Below are 18,434 nucleotides of genomic sequence, written 5' to 3' on the forward strand. Positions count from 1 at the left end.
ACAAATATACGAAAAAATCTAAGACAACAGTGTTGAAAGTTATATTTAACACACCATCGTACATGGCTTTATTAATGCCAGTCTGCATTAGCCCAAGGTAAAAGTGCTGCTGCTCAAGCTGCCGGTACGATGACAGGCAATTAGATTAAAGAAAATACGATTAAAAAATTATAAAAATAAATGTTCGTTAATATATTTTATATTAAAATTTAAACTAAATTATTTTAAATTCAAATAAACTAAATTTATAATAAAGCTATAGTGTTATAAATTTATTTATATTTTCTTGTGTTATTTCTTTATGTTAATAAAGCCCAGCTAAAAAATAATAAAACGATAGCTAGGCTTTATAGCCTAATAAATTTAATTTTTAAGTGTTATTTAGTTATTTACTTTAAAATGAATATAATGAATCTTTAGATTCTTTTAGCTTTTGTGCTAAATCAGAAGCTTCATATCTTCCTGTTACTATTTCAATATAAGATGCAGTATTTACAGATCCAGCTGTTTTAAGCGCGTTATCTAACTGCGCAATGGTGGTTACTTTTTCGCAATACCAGTCTTTAGCACCAAAGGCTTTAGGTAATTCATGATAATTCCATTGTGCTAGGTCGTTATAATAAGCTTCCGGATAATTACAAAGTAATCGCTCAATTAAATATCCATCATTATTAAGTACTAAAATAATTGGCTTTAATCCGAAACGTGCAAATTGACTAATTTCTTGCACTGTTAATTGATGCGAGCCTTCACCTGTTATTAAAATAATACGACGTTCTGGAACCGCTAATGCAGCACCAAATGCAGCGGGTGTTGCCCAACCAATAGATCCCCATAAAGTTTGATTATGAAACTGAGCGCCTTCTGGTAATAGTGCAAAGCCGAGTCCCATTGAAGAAGTGCCTGTTTCTGCAATAATAATATCATTAGGCTGAAAGAATTTTTCTAAACAAGGGTAAAGATACTGAGCAGTAATTTCACCTTTATCAGATAATATTGGTTCGCCAAGGCCTTCTACTTTTATCAGATTATAATTTTTATAAGGTAAGATTAATTCTAATCTTGATAATACATCTTCCATATAAATAGAGTTATAGATTGTAGAATCTATTTCAACATGTTCAGGCATGATGTTAATGAATTTTTCTGGTGCAATCTTTGCTGTGAAACTACCGGTATTAAAATCTGTCATCATTGCGCCTATACCAAGCACATATTCACTATTTTCTATAAACTCTCTGACTTTGGGAGTCATTAATTTTCCATCATACATACCGACATAATGTGGATTTGACTCGCTTAAAATACTTTTATCCATAAACATCGTCGCATAAGGCAAGCCTGTTTTATTAATAAAAGATTGGACTTTATCTGCAAAACCTAAACGCTTTGATAAAATACCAGGAAGTACACAAATATTATTGCTTTGTATTAGCTTTTCTTTAATTGCATTTACTGCTTTATCTAAGGTTCCTTTATTACTTTTCTGTTTTGTAAGAGATAGATTATCTCTATTTTCTTGTATAGGCATTAAAGCATAATCGGAAGGTAAACCAATATAAACAGGACGTCGTTCTTTTAATGCGCAAGTAATTAATCGTTCGGTTTCTGTGACACAATTTTCAGGCGTCATAATAGTGTGAGCACAAGCTAAACGCTGACCTAATTGATAAAAAATATCAAAATCGCCATCTCCTAAAGTATGATGAACTAGGCGTTTACTTTTTTGTACACCGCTTGCCGGCATCCCCACTAGATGAAAGATAGGTAAGTTCTCTGCATAAGAGCCAGCAATAGCATTAATGGCACTTAATTCACCCACACCAAATGTTGTTGATAATGCTGCCATTCCTTTAATACGGGCATAACCATCAGCAGCATATGCTGCATTTAATTCATTACAATTTCCAATCCAACGCATTGAATTACCATTACATATTGCGTCTTCTATGGGAAATGCATAATCTCCAGCGACACCAAAGATATCTCTTATTCCTAAGTCATATAATCGGCTTAGTAGGTGCTCTATAACGCTATTATTCATATAATCTCCAGATATTCCGAAACAATCGTCTACTATATATTAGTGAAGTTTCTACAATGTGCTTAAGTTTTATCGTGGATCCATTTTTATAGGAAATGGTTTATTATCATTAAGGCTATAACAAAAAGTAATAGGGAAGTATTAATGATGGATATACGTGCATTGCGCTATTTTGTTGAGGTTGTTCAATTAAATGGTTTTAGCCGAGCAGCAGATTCTTTATTTGTTACACAACCCGCTATTAGTCGTAGCATTAAAAAATTAGAAGAAGAGCTTGGTGTTATTTTATTAGTAAGAGAAGTAAATGGAGTCAAATTAACCGATGATGGTGCTATCTTATTTGAGCATGCAAAACAAATAATTGCGCAATTTAATAGTATGAATAAAGCATTACATGATAAGACAGGACCATTGACCGGAATATTAAATGTTGGATTACCTCCGGTTATAGCATCTACTTATTTTGCTGATATTATTATGGCATTTAGTTCTTCTCACCCACAGGTTGAACTTAAGATTTTTGAATTAGGCACAAAGCAGATGGCAGAAGCGATGCGAGAGGGAAGTGTTGAAACTGCGGCCGTTGTTTTACCTTTTAATGATAGTGCTTTTGAATTAACCGTATTTTCTGAAGATCGTTTAATGTTATTAATGAGTGATAGTCACCCTTTAGTAATAAAAAAAGAAGTGCATTTTAAAGATCTTATTACTGAGCCTTTTGTCTTTTTTTCAGAAGATTTTCGTATTAATGATTTAGTACGTAGTGCATGTGGTATTTATAATGCAGAACCTATTATCGCAGGGCGAAGTAATCATTTGGATTTAATTATTGCTATGGTAAAAGCAGGCGTTGGGGTGACTTTATTACCAAATAGTATGTGTAATAAAAGCCCATTAGAAAATTTGGTTGCGCTCCCTGTTATTGAGCCAGTACTTTCTTATCAATTAGCATTAGCAAATAACAAAAATAGTTATCAAAGCCGTAGTTGCCAAGCATGGAATCAGTTAGCGATAGAAAAATTAACAATGTAATAAAGTATTAATAAGAAATTATAAAATAGGAACAGGTTAGATTTATTTTTTACCGATATAGACCACACTAAAATTTATTGTTATTTACCGCATAAAAAGAAATTTTTTAATAAAATAAAGAATACAAATTTTCTAGGGCTTGCTTATCGTGGTGTAAAAATGGTTATATTGATGACAGGCTTATATTTCATCAGTTTTATCGTGAACAAAAATAGAGGCTGATAAAATAGAAGATTAATCAGACAAGACAGGTATAGGACAGGGAATATGAATGAGAGTAACAGCTCCGCTAACCAACATTTTATTCGTAAGTTAGAAGGTATCGTCGGAAAAAAACAAGTACTAACACAAGCACATAAAACCGAGCGATATCGCAAAGGCTTTCGTTCAGGGCAGGGTAAGGCATTAGCCGTTGTATTTCCAAGTTCTTTACTAGAACAGTGGCGCGTATTTAAAGCCTGTGTTGAAGCCGATAAGATTATTATTATGCAAGCGGCAAATACTGGGTTAACAGAAGGTTCAACACCTAATGGTGATGATTATGACCGAGACATCGTTATTATTAGCACTTTGCGGCAAGATAAAATTCAAGTGCTTTCAGAACATAACCAAGTTATTGCTTTTCCAGGTAGTACATTATGGCATTTAGAAAAAATCTTAAAGCCACTGGGGCGTGAACCTCATTCCGTTATTGGTTCTTCTTGTATTGGTGCTTCTGTTATTGGTGGCATTTGTAATAACTCAGGTGGCGCTTTGGTTCGTCGTGGCCCTGCGTATACTGAATTATCGCTTTATGCTCGTGTAAATGAAAAAGGTGAAGCTGAATTAGTTAATCATTTAGGAATAGATTTAGGTGAAACACCTGAAGAGATTTTAACTAATCTTGATAATCGCCATTATCATGCAAAACAAATTCATGCTACAGAAAAACTGGCTTCAGATCATGAATACCATGAGCGAGTGCGTGATGTTGATGCAGATACACCTTCTCGTTTTAATAACGATGAGCGCCGCCTATATGATGCCGCAGGAAGCGCAGGAAAACTGTCTGTTTTTGCTGTGCGATTAGATACATTCCCCGCTGATCATCGCACTCAAGTATTCTATATTGGTACTAATAATCCTGATGAGTTAGAAGATATTCGTCGTCATATTTTGAGTAACTTTAAAACACTCCCTGTAGCCGGTGAGTATATGCACAGAAGTTATTATGAAATGGCAGAAGTTTATGGAAAAGACACTTTTCTTGTTATCGATAAATTAGGTACTGATAAAATGCCAACCCTTTTTGCAATTAAAGGGCGATTTGATGCTGTATTAAATAAAGTGCCATTTTTACCTAAAAATATGGTTGATAGAACAATGCAGTTAATGAGTAAATTATGGCCATCGCATTTACCTGCACGAATGACTGATTTTCGCGATAAATATGAGCATCACTTGATGTTAAGAATGGCCGATGGTGGTATTGATGAGGCATCAACTTATTTAAAAGAATATTTTAAACAAGCTTCTGGCGATTATTTTGAATGCACAGAAGAAGAGGGAAATAAAGCCTTTTTACATCGCTTTGCTGCTGCCGGCGCTGCAGTTCGTTATCATGCGGTTCATGTCAATGAGGTAGAGGATGTTTTACCTTTAGATATTGCATTGCGTCGTAATGATAGAGAGTGGTTTGAAAAATTACCACCAGAAATAGAGAGTAAATTATTGTTTAAACTCTATTGCGGACATTTTATGTGTCATGTTATGCATCAAGATTATATTATTAAAAAAGGTGTTGATGCCAAAGCACTAAAAGCCCAAATGCTAGAGTTATTAGATAAACGTGGTGCTGAATATCCCGCAGAGCATAATGTTGGACATATGTATCATGCAAAACCACAATTAAAGGCGTTTTATCAGCATAATGATCCAACCAATAGTATGAATCCTGGAATTGGTAAAACATCAAAATTAAAATATTGGGGTGGTGAGTGTGGTTGTGGGCAAACTCACGCTGATAATGGAATAGAAAAATAATTTAATTTATTTGATAGTCTGAATAACTGAAAAGGCAGAATTACTCTGCCTTTTTCAGTTATTAAATTGATTAACTTGCAATTTCTTGTGCATATAAATAAAGTGCATGAAGTTGTTTTAATTTCTCTTCATTATCACTATGTTCTTCAGCTAATAACTGAATAGTGTTGAAATAGTCAGTTAATTTTTCAGGTGTTAACATCTCTTTTCTATGTGCTAACCAGCGCTGTTGTTCATTATAATTTAATGTTGAAGGATAATTTCTTGCACGATAACGGAAAAATAGCGGTTCCATTCTTGCATCTTCAAACGTTAAATCTAAAGCAGGTAAATTTTGAGGTGGTGTTGTACGAATAATATCCATCGCACTGCGATCATTATCACTAAAGAAACCATTATATAACTGCGAATCAACATTATCAGAAACCGCAAATGGTGTTTGTTCAGTAAATATCTCAACAACTTTGTTGCGTATTTCTGGATGAGCGAATAATAGCGCCTGATTCTTTAAACATTGATCAACGTCTAAACCAATTCTATCTGCATCTTGCGTTCGCAGCGTATTTTGCGGCGCGACGATAGGGCATTTATTTATATGCAGTAATTTTATTGGTACTGGTGGTTCGTCAGTAGATAATTCTTTTCGAGGTGTATATAAACGCTCGCGTAATTGATCTGATGATAAAGTTAATAACGGTGATATATCTGCAGATAAATCGCAAACAATAACAGCATTACGATTATCGGGATGCCAAGCAAGAGGGGCTACTAGACTTAAATTAGAACGAGCCGCACCAAACATGCCTGATACATGAACAATTGGTGTCATGGCTGGAATATCAATTAAAGCTTGTACTTTACGTTTATCTCGTAGGTTGAAAAAGTAATCAAACATACGAGGTTGCGCTTGTTTTAATTTTTTTGCCATAGCAATAGTGGCATAAACATCAGACATTGCGTCATGGGCATTTTCATGGGAAATACCATTTGCTTTAGTTAATAGCTCTAATCTAAAACTTGGAAATCCATCATCGTTTTCAGGCCAAATAATGCCTTCAGGGCGTAATGCATAACAAGCACGTAAAACATCAAGTAAATCCCAACGTGAATTGCCTTTTTGCCAGCTATAAGCATAAGGATCGTAAAAATTACGATAGAGAATATTACGAGTAACTTCGTCATCAAAACGCAAATTGTTGTAACCCATAATGCAGCTATTAGGTTGGCTAAATGCTTGATGAATTTGGCGTGTAAATTCGGCTTCGTTTACCCCATTTTTTAGTGCTATTTGAGGTGTTATCCCCGTTATCATTACAGCTTCAGGCTGAGGAAGATAATCATCATTAGGTTGGCAATAAATAACGAGTGGATCTTCGATAATATTAAAGTCCATATCGGTTCTTACACCAGCAAATTGAGCTGGGCGATCCATTGCGGGGTGCTTACCAAAAGTTTCGTAATCGTGAATATAGAATGTGGGCGTTTTCGCTGAGTTAGACAAGGTTTCCTACCGTAATTTTATCTGCTTAACACATCATTTTACATGGTGCATAACATGGTGCATAAAGTGTTGAATTAGTTTTAATTGATTTTTTGCTGGCATATTTGACCTAAACAAATGATTTTTAGTACATCATTAAGTGTAAATCTATGGCTTACTGGCAACGTCAATTTAATATCTTGTCATGGTAAACCATATTCAAAGAAACATGAAATGCCATGATAGTGTAAGAGCGCGGTTTAAGAAAAATTTCAATAAATAAAGTGAGAGAGATATGATGTTAATCTGTACGTTTAAATACATCATTGTATGCGTATGATAAAAGTAGATCTAACGCACATTACCCAAATTGTTAACGTTAACTTTTGTGTCTTATATCACAGAATGCCAACGATTTTGTTTGTTACCCTCAAAGTTAACGTTAACATTTGATAATGAAATAATTCTATAAGGGCTTAACCATGAACAAAGACGCTAAGAAATACTATGCCATTTTAAGTGCATTGCTATTTTTCTTCTTTTTTACGTGGTCTTCATCATTTTCATTAGTCTCTATCTGGTTAAACCAATATGTTGGATTAAGAGCAACAGATACCGGTTTAATATTCTCTGCAATTTCTCTTATCGCCTTATGTGCTCAACCTCTGTATGGCTTTATTCAGGATAAGTTAGGATTAAGAAAAAATTTACTATTAGTTATTGCGGTATTACTGATCCTTTCTGGGCCATTTTTCCTTGGGTTTGCCTCTATATTACGTTGGAATATTTTTGTTGGCTCAATTTTAGGTGGTTTATATGTAGGTATGACTTTTAATGCAGGGATAGGCGTATTAGAGTCATATACAGAGCGTGTAAGTCGTATTCGTGGTTTTGAGTATGGCAGAGCAAGAATGTGGGGATCTTTAGGTTGGGCATCTGCAACATTTATTGCAGGTCATAATATTAATATCGATCCTAATTACAATTTTGTAATGGCTTCTATTTCCGGTGTGGTTTTTTTAATTCTTTTAACATTATTAAAAACAGGAAAATCAGACGCATTTAATCAATTAGAACATGGAAAAACTTCGGCAATCACAGTAAAAGATGCACTGAATTTACTTTCATTGCCACGCTTTTGGGCTCTGATATTATTTGTGATTGGTACTTGTGTCTATGGTGTTTATGATCAGCAGTTTCCTGTTTTCTTTTCATCGCAGTTTGCAACCTTACAACAAGGTAATGAGATGTACGGGTATCTGAATTCATTACAGGTATTCTTAGAAGCGGGCGGCATGTTTATTGCTCCATTTGTAGTCAATAAAATTGGTGCAAAAAACGGTTTATTACTTGCAAGTAGTGTTATGGCGGCGCGTATTATTGGTTCAGGGTTAGTTGAAGGACCCGTAATGATTTCATGTATGAAATTACTACATGCAGTTGAGTTACCTATTTTATTAATTTCAATCTTTAAATATAACAGCCAACACTTTGATAAACGTTTATCTTCAACACTTTATTTAGTTGGTTTCCAATGTGTTAGTTCTATTGTTGCAACCTTATTATCCCCATTAGCGGGTTATGGATATGACCATTATGGCTTTGCACCAACTTATATGGTGATGGGATGCATTGTAATTGGTACAACGTTAATGTCTGCTATTTGCTTACGTGCGGATGATAAGACATTACCGGGTGAAACAGTAAAAAAAGAGTTATCATCGAATAAGACTCAGCCAGTTTAATTAGCATTGTATTTTCTGTTTGAATTTATGCTTGTTAGTTTTCTTCGGTTAGCTCATTCTGATAGTAAATGAACATCATCACCCTGTGAGTAATCTACTAGCAGGGTGTTTTTTAAGCGATGAATAATACCAATCAAAATAATAAAAGAAGAAGCTAACATAATGATAAATTTTTATTAAAAGCAATGTCACACTTGGTAAGCAGTAGCTATTCAAACAAGGGGCATCTGACCTTCTTATTTTATCAATATTTTCTTTTTGAAATACCAGTCTAAGTTTGATCTCTCCATAGCTGAATTGCTCTATAAAATTGGTATTGAAAAATAGCGGAGTGCGATAGATTTTTTGTGATGATCCTCTGGTGTATTTTTTATTGTGTGAGATAAAGGCATAGGCAGTTTACGGGTTTAATATTATTGACTATATTTAAATGATACCGTTGAGCTAATTAGCTGTTTATTAAATGAAATCAATTAATATTGTAAACTTTACTTGTTTATTGACACGATTAAGCGATAATCTTAAACAGAACTATTTATCTTAAATATCAATTGTAAAGGTGCAGGAAATGGATAACGCAAGCAAGCCGTCTTTCCAAAACGTACTGGAGTTTGTGCGTATGTTTCGTCGTAAAAACAAAATCCGTCGTGAGATCACTGACAATGAGAAGAAGATCCGTGATAACCAAAAACGTGTTCTTTTATTAGACAACTTAAGTGAATATATTAAACCAGGTATGTCGATAGAAGATGTGCTAGGTATTATTGCTAATATGCGTAGCGACTATGAAGATCGCGTAGATGACTATATCATCAAAAATGCAGACTTATCCAAAGAACGTCGTGAATTGTCTAAGCAATTAAAAGCGATGGGTGAGATGAAAAATATCCCTAGTATAAAAGACTAATTATATTAGGCAGCAAACTTAAGGCCTCTGAATATTCAGAGGCTTTTTTTATGGTATTTATTAACATAAAACGGTTTGATTTTTAAAAGATATATCTTGCAGATATTCTGATTGTGAAATAAAAGAACCCGCGATTAAGCGGGTTCTTTATTAGTCGTAATTCAATAAAATATTTTATTTATTACTCTTCGTTTTTACTTTCAGCTTTAGCCATTGCAGAAGAAGCGTGGTTGGTTGCACTATGTCCACCCGCACCACTGCGGCCTTGCTTTTCAAAAGCAGGGCGCGCTTCCCAAGCTTTAACCTCAATTGCTACCGCAGTTTCATTAGAGGCAGCCGCTTTTGTCATTGGCGAGCTTGCATGTAACTGACGCACCACTTGGAGATTGTGCAGAGTTTCTACATTAGCAACAGGTGTTGTTGGTACAGCTTCCGCTTTTTCTTCAGATTGGTTTTGCTCAGTTACATCACCGCTTGTTGTCGCGACTTCATTATGTTCAGTCGTCGTAGGTTCAACTACATTGCTCACAATGACGTCAGTAACAGGCTCAACGACTGCTTCTACTGCAGCTTCAGTGGTTGTGTCTGTGATAGTCTCAACCATCGGCTGAACATCAGCATTATTATCTGTAATAACGGGTTGGCTTTCTTCACGTTGTGCTACTTCAGTTTCTTTTGCATGTTCAACTACATGTTCAACAGCAGGTTTTTCAGTTTCTGAAGTTTCGGCTTGCTGTGATGCTTCATGCATATAAGCTTCAGTCGTATTTAAGACCGCAGAAATGTTTTCTTTACGAGTAACACTTTCTTGGGGATTAATTTCATCAACAACAGTATTGATAATTTCTGTTGTATCTGATTTTTCTTCAATACGCGGTTGCGCTTCAACAGCAATAATTTCAGCAACAGCGTCTGTTGCTGGCGTCGTTTCTTGGCTTACTGTGACCGCAAGTGTTGCCTGTGTTTGCTCAGATTGTGCAATTTCAGTCACAATGGCATCAGTTGCTTCTGGTGTAATCGCGATAACAGGTGGCTCAGCATGAGAAACAAAGTTATTTGTTGCATTATTATCAACAAATTGCTCATCACTGATTGGTGTTACAGGATAACGAACCCACACTTTACCAGATGCTAATTCTGGTGATGCAACTGCCATCGTTAACGGAACAGGTGATGAGGTTAGTGTGCGTTCATCACGATAACGACGGCGGCGTTGTCCACTAACACGCAAATGACGAGGAGAGCGACGAGAGCGACGCGGCATCACATTATCTTGCTGTGCGTTGTTGTCGTCTTGTTTCTCTTCATCTTGCTGTTTTGCTGTTTCTAATGATGCTTTTGGTGCTTGTGCATCATTGTTGTCTGCTTTACTAGTTGCTACCGGTTTAGGTGATTGCACTTTCTCTGCAGTCACTGCAGCCGTAACTGCTTTTGGCGTACTTTGAACAACAGGTGTTTCAGAAATTGCTTTATCTACTACAGAAACTGGTGATGCTGCTACAACAGGAAGCGCAGTGGTACTCTGGGCATCGGTAACACGAATAGATTGAGTTAATTGACGACGAGTACGGCGTTGCATTACAGGGCGTCGTACTTCCTCTTTTTTCTCTGCATCATCTTTATTTGCAGCGATTTCATCACTTGTTTCTGTTTGTGCTGCTTGTGCTTTAGCTGCTTCTAGTTGCTGTTGGCGTTTCTCTTCTTGGCGACGACGTTGCTCTGCACGTTGTTCTCGGCGTTGCTGACGGCGCGCTTCGCGTTCTGCAATCTCTTGTTCACTCATCGCTTCAGTTGAAGTATTTGGTGTTTTTTGATTGCGGTTTTTACGAATTTCTTCGTTATTTGCATTAGTTGCGTTATCGCGATTGCGTTCGTTATCACGATTACGTTCATTATCGCGAGTACGGTCGTTATCACGATCTCGGCGATTGTTATTATTGCGACGATTATTGTTATTACGACGTTCACGACGGTTGTCGTTATTATTCTCTCTTTTGTTTTCCTGTGGTTTTTCAGGCTCAACAACCGGCTCTGGTTTGCTAGCAAACAAGTTAGAGAAGAACTTCGTAATACCAGCGAAGAAACCTGAGTCTTCTGTTTTTTCTGATTCAGCCGATTTTGCTGGCGCAGAAGGTGCTTTGGTCTTACTAACAACTTCTGTTGTGCTTTCTGGTTGCAAAGCAAATGCAGAAATAGCCGGTTGCTCTGGTGTTTTACGCTCAACCACGACTTCATCTTCGGCTTCATTTAACTGGCTTTCATGGAATGAGGCCAAGTTATAACTAAGAGAAGTGATTTCTTCACCTTTACGCACACGAATAACAGAGAAATGTGGCGTTTGCATTTGGTCATTTGGAACAATAACCACTTTTACATTTGATTGACGTAGCTCAATATCTGTTACTGCTTTACGTTTTTCGTTAAGCAAATAAGAGGCAATTTGAACCGGCACTATCGCATGAACTTCATGGGTATTTTCTTTTAGCGCTTCTTCTTCAATTAGACGAAGTACTGAAAGTGAGAGTGATTCATTATCACGAATAGTTCCTGTGCCTAAGCAACGAGGGCAAACGTGGTGGCTAGATTCACCTAATGAAGGGCTTAAGCGCTGACGAGACATCTCTAACAGGCCAAAGCGAGAGATTCGACCAATTTGAATACGAGCGCGATCTTGACGAACGGCTTCACGCATTCTGTTTTCAACTTCACGCTGATGACGAACCGGAGTCATATCGATAAAGTCGATAACGATTAATCCGCCAAGGTCACGTAAACGTAATTGGCGTGCAATTTCATCTGCTGCTTCTAAGTTGGTATTAAACGCTGTCTCTTCGATGTCACCACCGCGAGTTGAACGCGATGAGTTAATATCGATAGCAGTTAATGCCTCGGTGGTATCAATAACTAATGCACCACCAGAAGGTAAGCGTACTTCACGCTGAAATGCAGATTCGATTTGTGATTCGATTTGATAATGACTAAACAGCGGAACCGCGCCGGTGTAATGGCGAATTTTGCTAGCAAAATCACCACGACCAATCGCTTCGATATGGCTACGAGCCATTTCCACTACTTTTGCGTTATCAATTAAGATCTCACCAATATCTGGACGTAGATAATCACGGAATGCGCGAACGATTACGTTACTTTCTTGGTGAATCAGAAAAGGTGCAGGACGGTTCTCTGCGGCCTTCTTGATAGCATCCCAATGTCTTAAACGATAGCTTAAGTCTTGTTGTAGTGCTTCTGCTGATTTTCCGACACCAGCAGTACGAACAATAAGACCCATTCCATCTGGAATTTCAAGACTTGATAACGCTTCTTTCAGCTCAGTACGGTCTTCTCCTTCGATACGACGAGAAATACCACCTGCACGTGGGTTATTTGGCATTAATACTAAATAACTACCTGCAAGGCTGATAAAAGTGGTTAATGCTGCACCTTTGTTGCCGCGCTCTTCTTTATCCACTTGTACAATAACTTCTTGGCCTTCTTTTAAGACATCTTTGATGTTAGGACGACCATGAGAGTGATAATTACTAGGAAAATATTCGCGGGCAATTTCTTTGATAGGAAGGAAACCATGACGCTCCGCACCATAATCAACGAAAGCGGCTTCTAAGCTGGGTTCAATTCGAGTGATTTTACCTTTATAGATGTTAGCTTTCTTTTGTTCATGACCGGGGCTTTCGATATCCAGATCGTACAAGCGTTGCCCATCCACAAGGGCAACACGCAACTCTTCCTGTTGAGTCGCGTTAATTAGCATTCTTTTCATATTGTGACTTACTCGTTATTTTCACGTTTTATAATCTGCCACTAACATACGTAATTACACTACTGATAACCGATGACCTCGTGTCTTTTACAAAGGCGCCAACCTCACGGTTGTCGATTGTATAGAGATGCAATATGTCGGTGAGTCTGATTTTCAGTTCTAAAATTCAGCACTCTTTAATTGAAACGTACTGTTCCAACTCAGTAAGCGATGTATTTGTGGCATACTAAATTGTTTGATATTCGACTATGTCTTACGCCATTGCTGCATTTTGAATATCAAACAAACAAAATTTTCATAAATATACCTGATAAACATAATCAGGAGACTCTGCATTATTCCATTGGTGTTAGGGTTATAGCAAGATGACTTTTCCGCTTTGGTGACTTTTTCTGTATAAATATGAGAGATTAGCTAATGTTTCGTCTTTTTCCCATTAATCAGGTTAAAATAGAAGACAGAATTGATGTTATTTTGTGCAGCATTAAGTTATTTGTTATTTTTATTTTAAGAGAGTCCAAGAATCGCCACTATGAAATCATTTAATCAAGTTCAGTTCGTCACCATTGATGGCGATGAAGCAGGCCAGCGTATCGACAATTTTTTACTGGCACGCTTAAAAGGTGTACCAAAAAGTATGATTTACCGAATTATTCGTAAAGGCGAGGTTCGGGCAAATAAAGGGCGGATTAAACCTGAATATAAACTCAATGCTGGGGATATTATTCGTATTCCACCGGTTAGAGTATCTGAAAAAGAAGAAATTGCGGTTTCACCAAAGTTAGGCAAGGTTGCTGCATTAGCTGAGTGTATTCTTTATGAAGATGAGCACCTTATGCTTATCAATAAACCTTCAGGCACTGCAGTGCATGGCGGAAGTGGATTAAGTTTTGGTGTTATTGAAGGATTACGTGCATTACGTCCTGAGGCGCGATTTTTAGAACTTGTGCATCGTCTTGATAGAGATACATCGGGTGTATTGTTAATCGCGAAAAAACGTTCTGCGTTACGTGCGCTACACGAGCAATTACGTTTAAAACAGATGCAAAAAGATTATTTGGCGCTAGTGAGGGGGGAATGGCAGTCTCATACTAAAGTTATTCAAGCACCACTATTAAAAAATATTTTGCAAAGTGGCGAGCGAGTGGTGAAAGTGAATAGTGAAGGGAAGCCTTCAGAAACCCGTTTTAAAATAGAAGAACGCTTTGAATTTGCAACTTTAGTAAAAGCGAGTCCAGTTACGGGTAGAACGCATCAAATCCGTGTTCATGCATTACATGCAGGTCATCCTATTGCTTTTGATGACCGCTATGGTGATCGCGAGTTTGATGCTCAATTAGCATCAACAAAGTTAAATCGTCTATTTTTACACGCAAGCTCACTGACTTTTACGCATCCATCTACGGGTGAGCAAATGCGAATTGAAGCGCCAATGGATAACAAATTGCGTCAATGTTTATTGATGTTACGTAAAACCAAATCTTAAATTTAGATATTGCGAATAAAATAACATGCGCCCAAAATCTGGGTGCATGTGTTAAAAAATATGTTTTATTTCAAGGTGTTAAATAAGCTTTAGCCTTATAGGTTTGTCATGCATTGTTCAACAATTGCATCAATATTCCACTCTTTAGGCACACCTTTATTCGAGTCTTTTCGCATTTCAGTATCAACACGAATAAATTCTGCAATTCCACGCTCTTTGATAATGTTGGTATAAGTACAACCACAAACTTCTGTGATTTTTGGAATTAATGTTTGATCAGAAATTCCAGATCCTAAAACACAACTATTAACAAAGTTTTTTTGAAATTCTGAGGTGTCTTCTTTTTCATCAGAACAACCAGAAAGGCCGGTGGCGAGAATAAGAGCGGCTAACACAGAGATTAATTTATTCATGATAAGTTTTATCGCTACAAAAATTTAAAAAAATAAGATGATCAACGTTATTTCTGATTATCTGTAAAAAGTAAGGGGTTTATTCCTTGCGAAAGTAACATTTTATTCAACTGGATAAGAGGTAATCCAATTAAAGAATTAGGGTCGTCACCCACCAACTTATTAAATAGTGTAATCCCTAAACCCTCAGATTTAAAACTTCCAGCGCAATAAAAAGGCATTTCTTTATTTAAATAGCCGATAATTTCATCATCAGTTAAGTGGCGAAAATAGACTTGGAATAATTCGCAATGCGTTTGATGTTGTAACGTCAGACTATTATATAGCGTTAATCCGGTATAAAAAGAGACACATTGACCCGATGCTTGTTTTAATTGCGCAAAGGCATTATCAAAATTAAGTGGCTTACCAGTGATATTCTTATTAAGTACACAGACTTGATCAGAGCCAATAATTAAATGATGAGGAAATTTTACTTGTAAAGCGCTCGCTTTTTCATAGGATAAGCGGGTGACAAGATCTTGTGCGCACTCGGTGGGCTTAGGTGTTTCGTCAACCTCTGGAGATGCCTGTATAAAGGGTATTCCAAGCTTTTTCAGCAACTGAGCTCGAAAGGGTGAAGTAGACGCAAGAATGAGTGGCAACATATTTTTTTTAAAATCCGTAGCAAAATGATGCCTGACATTCTAAACTATGCGCCGCTGATAAAGCGAATTTTGGTGGAAAGGTGTAGATAACCCGCCTTTTTCTTTGACTATATTCCATTACAAAGATAATATGCGCGCCTTATGCAAAAGGTAAAATTACCCCTGACCATTGATGCGCTGCGAACAGCCCAGAAGAAATTAGACTATAACGGTCATTATTCTCCTGAGCAGGTTAGCCGCGTAGCTGAATCGGTGGTCAGTGTGAACAGTGATATTGATGTGACTTTGTCTTTCGATATTGACCATCAACGTTTGGCTGTTATTAAAGGGCATTCCGATGTGGATGTGACTTTAGAGTGTCAACGTTGTGGCGGTCATTATCCGTACCATGTTCACTCAACATATTGTTTTAGCCCTGTTGTCAGTGATGAGCGGGCTGAGGCATTACCGGAAGAGTATGAGCCAGTCGACGTAGACGAATTTGGTGAAATAAATTTGCTGGCAATGATTGAAGATGAAATAATCCTCAACTTGCCGGTGGTTCCGGTACATGATTTTGAACACTGTGAAGTGTCCGACGCGGAACAGGTTTTCGGTGAACTCCCTGAGGAATTATCAGAGAAACCGAATCCATTTGCCGTATTAGCCAGTTTAAAGAAAAGTACTAAGGAGTAAGGTCAATGGCCGTACAACAAAACAAACCAACTCGTTCTAAACGTGGTATGCGTCGTTCTCATGACGCGCTGACAGCAACTCAAGTTTCTGTTGACAAAACTACTGGTGAAACTCACCTGCGTCACCATGTAACTGCTGACGGTTACTACCGTGGCCGCAAGGTTATCAACAAGTAATTAGCTTTATAGCTCGTTGATACCTTGACAAATCTAACCATAGCGTTAGATGCGATGGGCGGGGACTTCGGTCCTCGTATCACAGTGCCTGCTTGTTTGCGGGCGCTGGCATCTAATCCTCATTTAAAAATATTGCTGGTAGGTCAACCAGATTCAATATCTCCTTTGCTTGCAAATCAAAATGCCGAGCTAATCTCCCGTTTACAAATTATACCCGCTGAACATATTGTCGCCAATGATGCTAAACCTTCACAAGCCATTAGAGCAAGTAAAGGCACCTCAATGCGAGTGGCACTTGATCTGGTAAAAATAGGAGACGCACAGGCATGTGTGAGTGCAGGTAATACCGGTGTGTTGATGGGATTAGCAAAACTTCGTCTTAGTTCTATTGATGGAATTGAACGACCTGCTTTAGTTTCTGTATTACCTAATCAGAAAAAAAGTAAGACAGTTGTTCTTGATTTAGGGGCCAACGTCAACTGTGATAGCAAAATGTTGGTGCAATTTGCAGTGATGGGCGCAGTAATGGCCGAAGAAATAGCAGGAATTGATTCACCAAAAGTTGCGCTTTTGAATATTGGTGAAGAAGAGAGTAAGGGATTAGATAATATCCGCGAAGCCGCCACTGTACTTAAGGCGACACCTAATATTAATTATATTGGTTATGTTGAAGGTAATGAATTACTGACAGGTAAAACCGATGTTTTGGTGTGTGACGGCTTCGCAGGTAATGTCTCCCTTAAAACGATGGAAGGTGTTATCCGAGTTTTCCTTTCATTGATTAAATCTTCTACTACCGAAAATAAAAAAACGTCGTGGTGGATAAAAATATTGAAGAAGTGGTTACAAAAGCGGCTAATTAAGCGTTTTGGACACATGAACCCCGACCAGTATAACGGTGCTTCTCTGTTAGGATTACGCGGTATCGTCATTAAGAGCCATGGTGGCGCAAATGAAAACGCGTTTACAGCAGCAATAGAACAGGCTGTTCAAGCGGTAGAGCGTCAGATCCCAGAACGGATCGCCTCACGTTTGAAGACAGTATTACCCAAGAGTGATTGACAGAATGTATACAAAAATCTTAGGTACTGGTAGTTTCTTGCCTGTACAAGTGCGGACTAATGCCGATTTAGAAAAAATGGTTGATACCTCTGATGAGTGGATTGTCAGCAGAACAGGTATTCATGAACGTCGAATTGCAACAGAAGAAGAAACCGTTGCAGTAATGGGCGCAGGTGCGGCTGCAAATGCACTAGAAATGGCTGGCATTAATAAACAAGATATCGGATTAATTATTGTTGCAACAACATCCGGTTCTCATGCGTTTCCAAGTGCGGCGTGCCAAATTCAAAATGCGTTAGGTATTGCAGATTGTGTCGCATTTGATGTTGCTGCTGCTTGCTCAGGTTTTGTTTATGCATTGAGTATTGCAGATCAATTTATTAAGACTGGCTCTGTAAAACACGCGTTAGTTATTGGTGCTGATAGATTATCACACGCATTAGATCCTAATGATCGTGGCACTATTATTTTATTTGGTGACGCTGCCGGTGCCGTAGTTGTTGGCGCATCACAAGAGCCGGGTATCGTCTCTACACATTTACATTCTGATGGGCGTTTTGGTGAGCTATTAGCACTGCCTTATCAGGATAGAGAAAACCAAGATGCTTCTGCTTATGTCACTATGGCAGGCAATGAAGTATTTAAAGTCGCAGTTCGTGAACTTGCCCACATTGTGGATGAGACACTAGAAAAAAATAATCTTGATAAATCTGAACTGGACTGGTTAGTGCCTCATCAGGCAAATTTAAGAATTATTTCAGCAACGGCGAAAAAGCTGGATATGACAATGGATAAAGTAGTGGTGACATTAGATCGTCACGGCAATACGTCAGCAGCATCCGTTCCTACAGCGTTAGATGAAGCTGTAAGAGATAATCGCATTCAACGCGGTCAGTTAATTTTACTGGAAGCGTTTGGTGGCGGTTTTACTTGGGGCTCTGCACTTATCCGTTTTTAATATTATCAG

The 18,434-nt window shown here is 37.7% G+C and carries 14 protein-coding genes; 9 read left to right on the forward strand and 5 right to left on the reverse strand.

Annotated features, from left to right (window positions below):
• Positions 1-394: 394 nt before the first annotated feature.
• The gene (locus tag PH4a_RS13540) at positions 395-2,044 is read right to left on the reverse strand and encodes an alpha-keto acid decarboxylase family protein (protein WP_129040438.1); all 1,650 of its coding nucleotides are present in this window, start codon (positions 2,042-2,044) and stop codon (positions 395-397) included.
• Positions 2,045-2,191: 147 nt separating this feature from the next.
• Here PH4a_RS13540 and PH4a_RS13545 point away from each other — a divergent pair, with 147 nt between their 5' ends.
• Positions 2,192-3,076: a LysR family transcriptional regulator gene (locus tag PH4a_RS13545; RefSeq protein ID WP_129041917.1), complete on the forward strand. Its 885-nt coding sequence runs from the start codon at positions 2,192-2,194 to the stop codon at positions 3,074-3,076.
• A 267-nt stretch (positions 3,077-3,343) separates the two neighbouring features.
• Positions 3,344-5,098: a D-lactate dehydrogenase gene (gene dld, locus PH4a_RS13550; protein WP_129040440.1), complete on the forward strand. Its 1,755-nt coding sequence runs from the start codon at positions 3,344-3,346 to the stop codon at positions 5,096-5,098.
• Between the two features lie 70 nt (positions 5,099-5,168).
• On the opposite strand, the gene sbcB is transcribed toward dld, so the two are convergent.
• On the reverse strand, positions 5,169-6,599 hold the full coding sequence (gene sbcB / locus PH4a_RS13555) for an exodeoxyribonuclease I (protein WP_129040442.1): 1,431 nt from the start codon (positions 6,597-6,599) through the stop codon (positions 5,169-5,171).
• Between the two features lie 461 nt (positions 6,600-7,060).
• Between sbcB and PH4a_RS13560 the strand changes: the two genes are divergently transcribed.
• Together PH4a_RS13560 and tmaR are read left to right on the forward strand one after the other, a co-directional pair.
• Positions 7,061-8,323, forward strand: a complete 1,263-nt coding sequence (locus PH4a_RS13560; RefSeq protein WP_129040444.1) for an MFS transporter — start codon at positions 7,061-7,063, stop codon at positions 8,321-8,323.
• Positions 8,324-8,891: 568 nt separating this feature from the next.
• Complete coding sequence (gene tmaR, locus PH4a_RS13565) at positions 8,892-9,230, forward strand: PTS system regulator TmaR (protein WP_064719606.1); 339 nt, start codon at positions 8,892-8,894, stop codon at positions 9,228-9,230.
• Between the two features lie 181 nt (positions 9,231-9,411).
• On the opposite strand, the gene rne is transcribed toward tmaR, so the two are convergent.
• The gene (gene rne, locus PH4a_RS13570) at positions 9,412-13,008 is read right to left on the reverse strand and encodes a ribonuclease E (RefSeq protein WP_129040446.1); all 3,597 of its coding nucleotides are present in this window, start codon (positions 13,006-13,008) and stop codon (positions 9,412-9,414) included.
• Between the two features lie 532 nt (positions 13,009-13,540).
• Here rne and rluC point away from each other — a divergent pair.
• A complete protein-coding gene (rluC, locus tag PH4a_RS13575; protein WP_129040448.1) occupies positions 13,541-14,494 on the forward strand; it encodes a 23S rRNA pseudouridine(955/2504/2580) synthase RluC in 954 nt (317 codons plus the stop codon).
• Positions 14,495-14,589: 95 nt separating this feature from the next.
• Here rluC and PH4a_RS13580 read toward each other — a convergent pair whose 3' ends face one another.
• Positions 14,590-14,907: a lipoprotein gene (locus PH4a_RS13580; protein WP_129040450.1), complete on the reverse strand. Its 318-nt coding sequence runs from the start codon at positions 14,905-14,907 to the stop codon at positions 14,590-14,592.
• Between the two features lie 47 nt (positions 14,908-14,954).
• On the reverse strand, positions 14,955-15,554 hold the full coding sequence (locus PH4a_RS13585; RefSeq protein ID WP_129040452.1) for a Maf family protein: 600 nt from the start codon (positions 15,552-15,554) through the stop codon (positions 14,955-14,957).
• Between the two features lie 141 nt (positions 15,555-15,695).
• Here PH4a_RS13585 and yceD point away from each other — a divergent pair, with 141 nt between their 5' ends.
• From yceD to PH4a_RS13605, 4 genes are read left to right on the forward strand one after another with little or no spacing between them, the layout of a single operon-like run.
• Complete coding sequence (gene yceD, locus PH4a_RS13590; RefSeq protein ID WP_064719611.1) at positions 15,696-16,229, forward strand: 23S rRNA accumulation protein YceD; 534 nt, start codon at positions 15,696-15,698, stop codon at positions 16,227-16,229.
• A 5-nt stretch (positions 16,230-16,234) separates the two neighbouring features.
• Positions 16,235-16,405, forward strand: a complete 171-nt coding sequence (rpmF, locus tag PH4a_RS13595) for a 50S ribosomal protein L32 (protein ID WP_064719612.1) — start codon at positions 16,235-16,237, stop codon at positions 16,403-16,405.
• Positions 16,406-16,429: 24 nt separating this feature from the next.
• Positions 16,430-17,467, forward strand: a complete 1,038-nt coding sequence (plsX, locus tag PH4a_RS13600; protein WP_129040454.1) for a phosphate acyltransferase PlsX — start codon at positions 16,430-16,432, stop codon at positions 17,465-17,467.
• A 4-nt stretch (positions 17,468-17,471) separates the two neighbouring features.
• On the forward strand, positions 17,472-18,425 hold the full coding sequence (locus PH4a_RS13605; RefSeq protein WP_129040456.1) for a beta-ketoacyl-ACP synthase III: 954 nt from the start codon (positions 17,472-17,474) through the stop codon (positions 18,423-18,425).
• Positions 18,426-18,434: the final 9 nt, after the last annotated feature.

Source organism: Proteus hauseri (assembly GCF_004116975.1).
GTDB lineage: Bacteria > Pseudomonadota > Gammaproteobacteria > Enterobacterales > Enterobacteriaceae > Proteus > Proteus hauseri.